We start from the raw sequence: 12640 nt of genomic DNA, 5'->3' as shown, positions 1-12640 counted from the left end.
TAGCAGGTAAAAACATGAACGAAAAAGAACTTCAAAATTGGCGCGAATTTGATGGCGAACCCGATGAAATTGAAGAAAGTTCCTACAGTACGCCGCCTAGCAGCACAACTAGCCACCCTTTTAATGGCAACAACTCCTCTAATGGAGCCAATAACTTTTCCAACAGTTTTAATGGCAACAACTCCTCTAATGGAGCCAATAACTTTTCCAACAGTTCTAACGGTTTTCAGGCAGCTAACGCTCCTAATGGCCCTAGCAGCAATGGCAAAAAGTTGAGCCGTGAGGAGGAAAGAGAATTGGCAGGGCATGACGGAGACGCCGATGAATTATTGGCCTCCGAGCACAGAATTAAACAGGACAGCGAAGGAGCAGAAACCCGCTCTGTTTCTGAGAAGCCCGAAGTTCGGACGTTTTCAGTATTAATGGGTACTGGCGCAGTTCTCGGCATTTTGGGATTCTTTTGGTTTGTGTTCTTTGCTCCTAAACCTGTCCGCCAACAGGCAAAGACGCCGAACCCTAAACCGACTCAAGTTTCTAAAGACGAGTCAGGAGAACTAAAAAGCCGACTGGCATTTCAAGATCAGCAGCGGGCACTAGAAGTTCAGCCACCTGAACCTAAAAATCGATCGACCCCTGCTTCCAAACCGACGCCTGCACCAAAACCTGCACCAGCCACTAGAAGGTCTCAAACCCCGAGGCCGGTTCAAAACTTTAATCCGCCACCGCCAAGGACGGTACAGACCATTCCTCCTCCACAGTCGCCATTACCGCGCCCTGCACAGCCACCTGCACCGCCCCCGCCTCGCCCTCGTCCGACGCCATTACCGCGCCCTGTGCCGCCACCCGCACTGCTGGCACTTCGACCTGCGCCACCACCCCGGTCGCCTTCACCAGAAAAAGTAGACCCTTACGAGCGCTGGGCGCAATTAGCTTCTCTGGGGCAAAGCAGAGGTCAAGCAGTTAAAGAGCTAAATGCTGAAGGTATTTCTGCCAGTTCCGCAACTTTTCCTAGCGCAATCGCGCCGGGGATGACAGCGGCAAGCTACCCTGCCGTGCCGCCAGCAATGCCAGTACCGGCACCGCCCCCCAGTGCAGTAGCAATTGCGCCAGTAGCAGCACCGGTACCATTGTCCCAACAGCAGCCGGTGCCGCCGATTTCTCAAAACCCGCAGCCAGTGCTAGTCAGTTCGCCAAAAAGCCCACAATCGGCTGCACCAATGCAAGAGATACCCGCGATCGCAATTGGAGCTCCTGGCTCGGCTGTAAACGCCAAGGTCATGAGCCCTGGAGAAGCTGGAATCCTCAACCGCACGACCGCCGACGAAAACAGTGAAGGCAGCACAGCAATGAGAGAGATAGCCATCGGGTCATCTGCTCTTGCCAAGGTAATCGTGCCGATGATTTGGGACGAAGCAGGTCAAAGCCCAACAGCCGGAAGGTTTGCCGTCCAATTGACCGAGGACATAATGGCAACTGATGGGGCGATCGCCTTGCCGTCTGGCACCGTCTTAATTACTCAAGTAGAAAATGTCACGCGCGGAAATCGGCTGGTTTCTCAAAGCGTGGTGGCGCTTGTTTACCCCGATTCTGCTGGTCGCATCCAACAAGTACCCATTCCTCCCGGATACTTAATCGTTCGCGGAATCGATAACCAACCTCTCATTGCCGACAGTTTATTTGACAGAGGTTCTGAAATAGCCAAGGCTGATATTTTAGTGGGAATTCTCGGCAGCTTGGGGCGCGTAGGAGAAATAATTAATCGGCCCGCCCAAGAGACTTTCAGCCAGCAGAGCGGCTTTTTTGGAAGTACGGCTGTTAAAACAACAACCTCGTCTGAACCTAACATTTTAGCAGCCGCTTTAGAGGGATTCTTTACACCTACTGCCCAACGGCTGCGAGAAAGATCGGATCGCAACGCGCAAGAACTTTTGAAGCGAGGCAACGTGGCGATCGTACCAGAAGGAACTCAAGTTTCGGTATTTGTCAATGCCTTTGTCACAGTGCAGAGATAACGGAGTTGACATCTTCCCCGCCCTAAAAGAACGGAGATTCCAAGAATCACTTCTTGGACTTCCTCTTTCCATGACTCGGCTTACTCAGACCGGGCTTTATACAAAAATCTTGGAGGTAATATAACCGTGAAAAAACTCACTCTGAAAATTCGTCTGGCTTTACTTTCTCCTGCCTTACTAATTGCCACTGCATTCAGCAATGTCAATATTGGGCAAGCTCAAACATCGGCCCTAAAAATTGTAGGAAGAGATGCAGCAACAAATGCAACTACCAACCTTCAAGTATGGTCTGGCCGTTCCAGCGTTATTGACTTTAGCCAGACTGGTGAAGTCATTACGTACATCCGGTTGGCAGATCCGTCCAGGGCTGTCTTTAACACTGATGCTGAATTAAAAACTAACCAAGCTAGAACCATATTTGTCCAACCGATTCAACCCTTACAATTTCCGGGCGCTACAACAGCAAACATTACTAACCTGTTCATTAAAACTCGATCTCCTGAAGGAATTGAACGCCTTTATACTTTCAATGTCGTTCACCGGGACGGGCAACCTACTAATAATGGCATTGCCATCTCTACGGTAGTGCCCGGGCGGGAGCCAAGCGTAACTTTAGCAGACAATCGAACGGCGGCGCTCAGGGACATCGAAGGGGGATTAGACATTGCCATCCGAAGAGGTTACACGCCTCCCAATGATCCCGTTGTTTTCAAAGTTCGAGAGTTCATCGCTCTAGCTCGAAATGGCACAGCTATTGCTAAAGCTGCTGAGAAAACTAATCTATCAATGTCTGTTGTTATTTCACTAGGGCAGTTAGGGTTGAGCCGCGAACCTTTGTATGAAATTCCAAAAACGCCATCTCATAAGCTCTCCTTTTAACTCGAACTCCAGGAAATTAAATCCGTTTGCTCAACCAAAAATTTCAACTTCGTATCAAGTAATAGTCCGGACAGTTTTTAGCTCAAAGCCTGAAATCCTTGATTTTTTGTTGGTAGTTTTGCTTTGATCTCGGGCTAAAACCCGCATTCTATGGTTGACACTCTAAAACTGTCCGAAGTGTCGATCGAGAACGTTAGCTGTCATCGGTAACGTCTTCATGTGTAGAAACTGCTAATGGCAGCCCTACAGACAACAAAGTGCTTTGCGGTAACTTATTTTCTATCTGCCTTAACATTGCCTCAAGCTCTACTCTTGGACTGGTTTGTAGACCGAGACACTGTACAATTCTATTGGCATCCGTACTCGAACGCTTATTAAGTTGGATGCCATAGCTCCCTGTTTCTGCTAACAGTTCGTAAGAGTGAAACTGCATGGGTTCTCCAAGACGTGCCTCTTGAATATGTTGAAAATAAAATTCACGTTGCATATAATCAATCAGGCAATCTTGAACTACAAGGACAAGATGCTTGCTGAGATGCTCAAATGTATGAATTTTGGGCCTGGCTGAAATGATGTTCCCGTTCCATATTCAATTAATTATTCCTATCGAGCATTACTCACCGCACGCGATTGCTAAACCCTACCTCAATTCAGCAACACAAAACTTGGTTATTTAACTCTAAGTTTGACCTCAGTTCCTACTTGACCATCTCAAATTTATCGGTCATTTTTTAGGAACTATCTCATTGAAGCTATAGCTATAGATAGGGGTTCAGCCACTTGTAAGTCTTCAATCAGATTATCAACCCACCCCTGATAAGAGATGTATGGCACCTTAAAAACAGGTCTTAACTCTTCCCAATCCTCCACTTGAAAAAGATAGGGCGCTAACTGTTCTAAGTAGGAACGACCGAACTGAAATTCCATGTCGAGATTCCGAATCTTCAACAGTAATTTTTCTGTAATAGAAGTTTTTTCAAAGATATCTAATTCTGAAATACCCTTAACTGCCATGCTGTCTATTAACAAGACATAAAGCCTTTTGCGGGATGTTATATCCGGTAATAAATCAGCTTTAATACGTTGTAAAAATAAGTCGCGCTTCTGAATTTGTTCGGCAGTTACCGTGGCATTGAAATATTGAATAAATGGATCTTTTTCTCTTGTTAAGACGCTTTCCGATACTTCTGCTGTCGTGCTTTTTTTTTACGAGCGATCGCCTCATAGGGATCTTCATCCCCTTCCGCATATTGCATCAACTCTGTCATAGACCAACCGATCGCATAGGCAAACTGGACTAACTTTTGCAATCTGGGATCGGCTTTACCCTCGCTCCAGTTCACCAGCGTGTTGAATGAAACTCCTGTAATCCTTCCTAGTTCCCTAGAACTACCAACGCGCTCATCCTCCACCAACGCCTCTATTAACTGACCGAGACGTTTCTGGATTCCACTATCGAGCGCTAAATTTTCCTCTACTTTCGTTGACATTCCTGTTTTCTAATAGCTAAGGAGTTGCCGCAGGCATAATTGTATCGCCTGTATTATACCAGAATAACTCGTTTTACAGTCAATAGTATGATTCGCCTAACTTAATCTAAGCTCCAATCGCTAGCCTTAGACGGGATAATGATAGCCACTAATACTTTGACCCAAAACGTAACAATTCTTTACTTGATCAAAGTTATACTCGGCTATATGCTAGTTAAATGATAAATACTTTTATCAGACCCTCTAAAAATTTTGCCTCACCCTAATCCTAGTCGGAATCGCAAGTGAGGCTATTCTACCAGTGGAAGAGATACAGTTGTACAGAAAAACAACCTTAGAATCCCCATTCTGATTTTTTTCTGAACTGGACTCTTCCCAGACATTAAACACCGACGGCTGTTTGACAGCGATAGCCACCGGACCTACTGAAGTTGTCATCTGACTAAGAGTTAACTGCCAGACCGGGCAGACTCTTGACTGTACTTCCATCGGCCGGACTTAACCGACTCTTGATGGCGGTACATCACATCTATCGGCCGAATTGTTGGAGCCGACTCTTGATGATGGTACATCTCTGGCCGACTTGTTAGAGCCAGCTTTTGATGATGGTACATCTCTGGCCGACTTGTTAAAGCTGCCTTGATGGTTTTTCCATATTAAACCATTAGAAGCACTGAATCAATAGGTATGTCTTAGAATTTCTAGTATTTAAGACATTTGCTGCTCCAACATTCGGCTTCCTCTACCCTTTGGAATAGGAGCCAAAATGCACTACAACGACCTAAGCACCCGCCTGTACCAGGGCTTGTCGCGGATTCCTCAAGACTGGCAACTCTGCCTGCTCGACGGCAAGAAAGTCCCTCAAGGCACGGGCTGGCAGCAAAAGCCACTGACTCCCGCCCAAATGAAAGAAGCCGTAACCAACGGCTGGACGGTAGACAAAGCCGATGGCACTCAATACCGCTGCTACCCCAAAGGCTACGGACTGATCACCGATACGCCAATTGCCGCCAACGGCGCTGCTTACGTAGTCATTAGGGCAATCAAAGACTGGCAAAAGCAAAAGAACTCAGAAACCGCGAAGACGGAGGAGAGTTGATAGCGATCGCTGACATTTACCCCCAGCCCTGCCACCGCCGCTACTGGGTGAGTGATCGCAACGGCCCCACAGAAGAGCGATTTACTTCGTAATGCGAGAAAACTTTGTAATTAGCAAACCCATCAACCTGACAAGCACGATGGACCGACCATAACAGGTGGAGACAGATCACCCCCATGTCTGGCAAGAAAATCTGCGATAATCAAAACCTTGAGGTTAATATAGACTCTAATAACCTTAGCAACAGCTCCTACGCGGAGCCAAAGCAATCGCAACGGTCACATAAGTCATCTACAGAACCCCGCCTCTGCCAAAGAAAATTCTACGAAGAATGCCCCAGTAGTGCAATCACAGATACAATCTATACGGCTGGAGTCACTGGTATGGATTTCTGGGAAATAAGCGAAACCAGTTTGAATGGTCGCAAAGATTTTTCCAAAGGTCGAGTTGAATTGCAAATCCGCGATCGTTTCGACCTAACAGACTTTGCTGAAATTGCCTATCAAGCCAAGGAAATTATCGCCCAGAACTTCGGAGAAGAAACCCTCAAACTGCACTATGCACTGGCAATGATTGCCTTTCGCAAGCCCGAAGTCGGGAGAGAGCAAATTACAGTATCAGCATCTAAACTCCTAGCTGACTTTGGTGAGAATAACAAAAAGAAACACTACATCCCAAAAGCCGAACGAGACGCCAATAGCCAGCCAGCCCGATACCTTTCTAAAGAAGAAAAACTAAGAGCCTTAGCCTATCATGGATATCTGCTAAAACGATTAGAAGTTTCCGTTAAAGCTTGGCGGATACGCAATAAAATATTTACTATTGAACACTCCAATCTCTGGGAGATTTTTCAAATTACCGAGGTGTTTCATCAAGAAAAAAACACCTTGATCGATATTGAAATCACTTATCGCCCTGGCAAATGGTTTGACAAATTTGCAGGTCACGAATACTTGCGGGAATTTGGCTACCTTACCAGCGAGGCGCTAAAACTAGATTATTACCAGGAAAAAATGGCTCTCAGACTGGCTTATTTTGCCCTATTTGCCCTGCAACAGCACAAAAGCGGTCGGTATCAAATAGAAACACTACTGACGCGAATCGGGTATAAGAACGACATAGAGACAGCCAAGAGAAACGGAGTTACTGCCTCGAATTTAAAGCGCAGCTTCGATCGAGGGCTAAAAACACTGGGAAATTTTGAATACCCCTACCTCTTTGACTACGAGTCCGATGTCCCTGACTGGGCGTATCCAAACAGCCAAGTTAAAAAGCCCAATCACTGGTTTGAAACCTGGCTACAACTTAACGGGACTTTACGCCAGCCAGAAGCGCTACCCAAACACCCACAACAACCCGAATCAAAACCAGAGCAACCGCAACCGCCCAAAAGACCCGCCCACAAGCAGAAGTCAGCTCAGCCAGCAGCCAACCTAACCGAACCCATAGCTTTTGGTCAGTGGGTAAGAGAAGCTCGGAAAACTATGGGAGAAAGCCTGAGAACAATGGCAAAAGAGCTGGGGATATCAGCATCCCAGCTATCTCAGATTGAGAACGGCTGCTATCCACATACCATCAAGCCCAGCCTGAAAACCAAGATAATTCGTCACCTTGGCTTAAATGAGTAACTAGCCAACCAAAAGGCATCTTGCATCCAGCGGAAAGACTCCCAATTCAGGGGGTCTTTTTAGCTTTTTGAGCAGCAGAGTGTTTAAACCGCTAAACACCTAAAAAATTGGCAAATTTGCTTGAATCTCTTATCTGACAATGGTTTCAGCGCCTAAACACTTTGGGGGTATTCGGAAAAGTTTAGGGGGTATTCGGAAAAGTTTAGGGGGTATTCGGAAAAGTTGTAAATTTGAAACCTTTGTCCTGTATAGCTTTCAGCGCCTAAAAATCTCCTGAGTAGTTTGAGTAGTTTAATGGAGTGTCACTAACCACAGCAGCCGAGTCAGACAGGCTAAGGATTGATTTCAAATTCTGCCCAATATAAAACGTGACGAGAGAAATTTTTCTGAGGTGCTGGAAGCATTGCCGTCAAACCAAACGCACGGGAATTGCCCGCAGCCTTGCTGACATCAGAGAAACACCCCTACCCCTACGAAAAGCCCCCTCAACCCCGCCTAACCGCTTCCGGCTGCCCCGACCTTCCACCAACACCGGGGGTGCGCTATGAACGCGCCCATCTCCCCCCTGTCCGAATGGCTGGCTTCGGCCATAGACCCCGACCTCATCGCCCTCAACGTCCAAATCCTCTCAGGCGACACCCCCTACCCGTACCTCCTGTACGAAATCAAGGCCGCCTCCGGCAGAGTCCACCCCGACGCACAATGGCGGTGGGCCAGAAAGCACTACAGCCACATCGAACACGGCGGCTGGTGGTGCAATGGTCTTGACCCCCTCAACAACTGGCAGCCCATGTATTGGGGCTGCTTCAAACCCCACCAGCCCCGAAATACCTTTGACCTTAAAGGCAAAATCAAACCCGTCAAATACGAACACCCCCCCAAAACCCCCACCAGAGCCTTCTTCCTGCAAGTCCCAGACCACATCTGGGCAAAAGTCGCAGCACGCTACGATGTCCCCATCGACAACTCAGACAGACAACTTGGCTTCTGGCAATGGGTATGGGACAACAACATCCCGGTCATCATCGTCGAAGGCGTAAAAAAAGCCGGATGCCTACTCACACTGGGCTACGCCGCCATCGCCCTCCCCGGTGTCACCGGCGGTGTCAGAACCAAAACCCCTCAAGGGGAGAAATGCGACCCCTACCTCATCCCCGAACTGCAACACTTTGCCACAGAGGAACGTGAAATCTACATCTGCTTCGACCGCGACAGCAAACGCCAAACCATCCAAAACGTCAACCGGGAAATTGGCAAACTCGGTCGCCTTTTCAGTGCCGCCAAATGCCCCGTCAAAGTCATCAACCTGCCAGGGCCAGAAAAAGGCGTTGACGATTTCGTGGTATCGAAGGGCTCCGATGCCTTCAGCGCCCTCAAAAATGAAGCGCAAGGCTTCCAATTCTGGCTTGATAGGGAATCATGGCTTTTAACCTATGCCGCGTCTTTAAAGCTAAATTCTCGCTATCTGGGAAAACTCCCCTATCCAGAGTCCGGGTTAGCCTGCATCAAAGCCCCCAAAGGCACCGGCAAAACCCAAGCCCTGACCAACTTAGTCTCACAAGCCCTACACACTGGCAACCGCCGCGTGCTGATAATTACCCATAGGATTCAACTAGGCAGGGCGATCTGTGCCAGCTTAGGAATCAACTACATCGACGAAACTAGGGACTCAGCCGAGGGTAAACTGTTCGGATACGGCTTGTGCATAGACAGCCTCCACCCCCTATCTCAAGCTAAATTTAATCCTGAAGACTGGTTCGGTGCGATCGTCATCATCGATGAGTGCGAACAAGTCATCTGGCACGCCTTAAACAGTTCAACTTGCCGCGAAAACCGAGTCACCATCTTGCAAACTCTGCAAGAACTCATCCACAACGTCTTGACAACTGGCGGCTTAGTTGTTGCCCAAGATGCAGATTTATCGGATTACAGCATAGACTACCTAATAGCCATAGCAGGCATTCCTATTTCCCCTTGGGTTGTTATCAATGAGTGGCAGCCCAAACGAAGGCGAAATGTGACGTTTTTTGCCACTTCTAACCCGGCTTCTCTGTATGTTCAAATGGAGCATATTCTTTCTCAAGAAGTCACTTGCTGCGACATTGAAAACCGTGCAGAATTTTGTCCTAAAGAGCAATACCACCCGCGTATTATGGTTGTAGAAGACTCTCAAAAAGTAACAGGAAAATGGTCTTGTCGCAACCTTGAAACCCAACTGCAACGACGCTTCCCCCATCATCGAATTCTTAGAATAGATAGCGAATCAGTAGCAGATCCCAATCATCCCGCTTATGGCTGCATTGAGCAACTCAATGCTCACATCAAAAACTACGATATTATCATCGCCAGCCCCACGATTGGCACTGGTGTGAGCATCGATATCCGAGGTTACTTTACAGCAGTTTTTGGCATCTTTAAAGGGGCGGTAGCCGTCAATGACGCTTTACAAGCTCTAGCCCGTGTAAGGGATGAAAATGTGCCTTGGTTTGTTTGGACTCAACAATTTGGTTTCGGCAAAATTGGCAATGGCAGCGCTAGTTATCGAGCAATAATTAAATCTCAGCAGAAAGTCATTAAAACTAATATCAAACTGTTGCACGGTGTGGATTTTGACATAGATATCGCTCACGACCCTGTTCACTTGCGGACTTGGGCTTTAATGGCAGCTAGAATCAACGTTGGAATGTGGAATTACAGAAAGGCTATTTTGGAGGGATTGAAGGCTGAAGGGCATCGGATAACATTGTGTCGAGAGACTCAATTACATCAGGAGATTAAAGTTATACAAATGCAAAAGTTGGCGGCTCACAATTGCCAAGACAGGGTTTTATTGGAACAGCTAACTGAGCAAGCGCAAAAATTAGAAGAGGAGTTGGAAAACTTAGAAACTGTGGCTAATTGTCTTAGTGATGAGGCTAAAATAATCAGAGAAGAGAATAAGGTAGCTGAGGCTTCTGGGGTTGCCAATGCTGAAAACATTACTCTCTCTGAATACCTGAAATTGAAGGACAAGCGGACTAAGACAAAGGCAGAACTAGACAAGCAGCGTAAATATCAACTGTGGGATACTTATGGAGTGCCTATTACGCCCGAACTAAAACTCAGAGATGATGATGGCTGGTTGCCAAAAATTAGCCTGCATTATTATCTAAGTTATGACCCTGAATTTGTCAGGTTGCGAGATAAAAATCACTTGGCTGGACATCAGGAAAGGGGTAAAGGTAAGGTTTGTCCCCAAGATTTGCGCTTACTTACAGCTAGGGTGGAAGCACTTAAGAAATTGGGAGTAATGGAGTTCTTAAACCCAGACAAAGAGTTTCGAGGGACTGACGCGCAAGTGATAGCTTTTGCTGAGCGGGTTAAGCTATGTTCTGTTGATGTGAAAGACTTTTTAGGCATCAGCGTCAATCCCAAGGCTAAGCCAATGGAGGTGGTGCAGTATATTTTGAGGGGTAAGCTGGGCTTTACTTTGCGGCGAGTTCGCCAAGAAAGGTCAGAGGAACGAGATGCTTTAGGTAGGCCCAAGCGCATTAGGGTTTACCAGTTTGAGTTTCCCCAGGATGGCAGGGAGGCGATTTTTGAGGTTTGGCAGCAGCGGGATAAAGAGGCAGTGTCGGCGGAAGGTGCTACTCAGTGTTTAGAAGGGGTTTCTAGTGGCACAGGGTCGGATAATAATATGGGGATATCTGAGGGTGTGTTTTCTCAGGATTTGCCTCAACAGATTAATGAGGTGGGAACTGTTGGCACAGGGTTGGATAATAATATAGGGATATCTGAGGTTGTGCCGCCTCTTGGTTTATCTCAACAAAATAATGAGGTGGGAACTGTTGGCACAGGGTCGGATAATAATATAGGGATGTCAGAGGGTGTGCCGCCTCTGGATGAGGAATTAGCTCACGCTACTCAAGTGTTTGGAGTGGAAGCTGCACCCGCAGAGACATTAACAACAGAAGGGATGGGAGTTGCAGCTTCATATCAGGCGATAGAACCCGAAAATCACGCTATTCCCACTTATGAGGCAAAAGTACCCCAAATGGCACCGTCTGAGCTGAAAGTTGGCTCGGTGGTGAGGTTCTGCGGTGAAATTCAGAAATATGTCGTTAGAGCTGTTGCAGGGGCTCAGGTAATGGTGAAATCCCTGTTTTCGGGGCAATTCGTCAACACTTATGCACACCGCTTAGAGCTTGCAGAAGGGGGGACAGGATGAGTTATTTATGGCGATCGCGATTGATGCTCAGTATTTATTCAGGAGTTGCCTGCTGCTCAACATACTTTTTAAGTTGCTCATTCGGTAATTGTCACTTCACCCATAACGAAAGCAGTAGCCACTTTATCCTTCCAGCAAGCTACTGCTTTTGTATACGTAAGTTATGCGCTTGCTCCCTCTATAGCAGCGGTACGAAGTTCTAAGCATTGCAGGCATTATTAGTGCAATTTTATGGTTCCATCTAGCGTGCCAAGTTATGGGTGAAATGACAGTAATGTCCGATTAATTTTTGATTAACTTTTATCTCCGCGCCTACCGTCGCGGAGTGGAAGACAGCTGAACTAACAATTCCCGCACCCGCCCTACAAACAAAGCGAGCTACTGAAACCACTTTCCGCAGAGAGTGCTAATTGTGGCGACTGAACGCTCACCCGCCACTGTCCCCTCGCATTGGCGCCCGTCCGTGTGGGCGATCGCGAAGAAAGAAAACACAACTTTTCGCTTTCCTGAAACCGCTTAGATCCTCGTACAGCAGGTCGGAGCCTTTGAATTAATTATCAGAGGAGGTGTATTTCTCCTCAGTTAATCATCCAAAAGGCTGAAGTTAATTATCCGTTTTTTCAGCCCGTGTAGCCATGCTGCACCATGTTGTCAACTGTTGCAATCTAAAAAAGGTTAGCAATGCTTACCGCGAAAAATTTGATTGGGAGTTTTCTGTTAATATGACTATCCAAACTATCAACGATGTACTATTTCCCCCTTTCCTTTTTACCACTCTCTTTTGCTTAGCCTCAGTATTCCTGCACAAACCTGAAGCAGCCCAAGAAGAACTCACAGACAATCGAACCCAAGTAAATGTGTCAACAGTCGCAACACCATCCGATGGTATTGGCAGTGCAGTAAATGGAGCAACAATTGAAATTGAGAAACCAGCCAGCTCCCATCACACTCGCCATCAGACCACAGGCAAAAAAACACCAAACAAACCAGCAAAACCAATTGATTTTGCCGCACATTCAGGCGCAAGCACAACCTCAGTTCCTGCCGTTAATACTTCACTAATTTCACTTAGGCAAGCTCGCAAAATTGCTAGCGCCATCAAAGCTGCTGCGCCAGAACTGGGGTTCAAGCAAAAAGTTAACGGCTCTGATTCCTCTATTGAATGGTTGCAGGCTCAAATCAAAAATCGGCTGGAAAATTCTCCCCTAATTGTGATGCCTATCATCCTCAAGCTTGCTCCCAAAGCGGTGATTGCAAATACCCTAGCATCTGCTACTTCCTTGCCTAGGTGAAAGTGCGCGTTCAGTGTCCTAGCAGCGAACGAA

9 protein-coding genes are annotated in these 12640 nt (G+C 47.1%); 6 read left to right on the top strand and 3 right to left on the bottom strand.

Annotated elements, in window-relative coordinates; translation table 11 throughout:
- The first annotated feature begins 14 nt into the window (after positions 1–14).
- Both OSC7112_RS31750 and OSC7112_RS31745 read left to right on the top strand, forming a co-directional pair.
- Positions 15–2012: a TrbI/VirB10 family protein gene (locus tag OSC7112_RS31750; RefSeq protein WP_015211732.1), complete on the top strand. Its 1998-nt coding sequence runs from the start codon at positions 15–17 to the stop codon at positions 2010–2012.
- 126 nt (positions 2013–2138) lie between these two features.
- Positions 2139–2891 carry a hypothetical protein gene (locus tag OSC7112_RS31745; protein ID WP_015211731.1) on the top strand — a complete coding sequence of 251 codons (753 nt, stop codon included), beginning with the start codon at positions 2139–2141 and terminating at the stop codon, positions 2889–2891.
- Positions 2892–3084: 193 nt separating this feature from the next.
- On the opposite strand, the gene OSC7112_RS31740 is transcribed toward OSC7112_RS31745, so the two are convergent.
- From OSC7112_RS31740 to OSC7112_RS31730, 3 genes are all read right to left on the bottom strand, one after another.
- Positions 3085–3324 (bottom strand): hypothetical protein, encoded by a 240-nt coding sequence (locus tag OSC7112_RS31740; RefSeq protein WP_190274459.1) that lies wholly within the window; start codon positions 3322–3324, stop codon positions 3085–3087.
- Positions 3325–3629: 305 nt separating this feature from the next.
- A complete protein-coding gene (locus tag OSC7112_RS31735) occupies positions 3630–3905 on the bottom strand; it encodes a hypothetical protein (RefSeq protein WP_015211730.1) in 276 nt (91 codons plus the stop codon).
- Between the two features lie 152 nt (positions 3906–4057).
- On the bottom strand, positions 4058–4381 hold the full coding sequence (locus OSC7112_RS31730; protein WP_015211729.1) for a transcriptional regulator: 324 nt from the start codon (positions 4379–4381) through the stop codon (positions 4058–4060).
- A gap of 766 nt (positions 4382–5147) precedes the next feature.
- Between OSC7112_RS31730 and OSC7112_RS31725 the strand changes: the two genes are divergently transcribed.
- From OSC7112_RS31725 to OSC7112_RS31710, 4 genes are all read left to right on the top strand, one after another.
- Entirely contained in the window at positions 5148–5480 is a 333-nt protein-coding gene (locus OSC7112_RS31725; RefSeq protein WP_015211728.1) for a hypothetical protein, read from the top strand.
- 383 nt (positions 5481–5863) lie between these two features.
- A complete protein-coding gene (locus tag OSC7112_RS31720) occupies positions 5864–7108 on the top strand; it encodes a helix-turn-helix domain-containing protein (RefSeq protein ID WP_015211727.1) in 1245 nt (414 codons plus the stop codon).
- A 544-nt stretch (positions 7109–7652) separates the two neighbouring features.
- Positions 7653–11315: a plasmid replication protein, CyRepA1 family gene (locus OSC7112_RS31715; RefSeq protein ID WP_015211726.1), complete on the top strand. Its 3663-nt coding sequence runs from the start codon at positions 7653–7655 to the stop codon at positions 11313–11315.
- A 722-nt stretch (positions 11316–12037) separates the two neighbouring features.
- Positions 12038–12607 (top strand): hypothetical protein, encoded by a 570-nt coding sequence (locus OSC7112_RS31710; RefSeq protein ID WP_223300928.1) that lies wholly within the window; start codon positions 12038–12040, stop codon positions 12605–12607.
- Positions 12608–12640: the final 33 nt, after the last annotated feature.

The sequence above is a fragment of the Oscillatoria nigro-viridis PCC 7112 genome (assembly GCF_000317475.1).
GTDB classification, from domain to species: domain Bacteria; phylum Cyanobacteriota; class Cyanobacteriia; order Cyanobacteriales; family Microcoleaceae; genus Microcoleus; species Microcoleus nigroviridis.
This window is presented reverse-complemented; position numbering and strand designations above follow the sequence as displayed.

Excerpts from the sequence above, each read along its gene's own strand:
- OSC7112_RS31750 (WP_015211732.1), top strand. The coding sequence starts at position 15 with ATGAACGAAAAAGAACTTCAAAATTGGCGCGAATTTGATGGCGAACCC.
- OSC7112_RS31740 (WP_190274459.1), bottom strand. The coding sequence starts at position 3,324 with ATGCAGTTTCACTCTTACGAACTGTTAGCAGAAACAGGGAGCTATGGC.
- OSC7112_RS31735 (WP_015211730.1), bottom strand. The coding sequence starts at position 3,905 with ATGGCAGTTAAGGGTATTTCAGAATTAGATATCTTTGAAAAAACTTCT.
- OSC7112_RS31730 (WP_015211729.1), bottom strand. The coding sequence starts at position 4,381 with ATGTCAACGAAAGTAGAGGAAAATTTAGCGCTCGATAGTGGAATCCAG.
- OSC7112_RS31725 (WP_015211728.1), top strand. The coding sequence starts at position 5,148 with ATGCACTACAACGACCTAAGCACCCGCCTGTACCAGGGCTTGTCGCGG.
- OSC7112_RS31720 (WP_015211727.1), top strand. The coding sequence starts at position 5,864 with ATGGATTTCTGGGAAATAAGCGAAACCAGTTTGAATGGTCGCAAAGAT.
- OSC7112_RS31715 (WP_015211726.1), top strand. The coding sequence starts at position 7,653 with ATGAACGCGCCCATCTCCCCCCTGTCCGAATGGCTGGCTTCGGCCATA.
- OSC7112_RS31710 (WP_223300928.1), top strand. The coding sequence starts at position 12,038 with ATGACTATCCAAACTATCAACGATGTACTATTTCCCCCTTTCCTTTTT.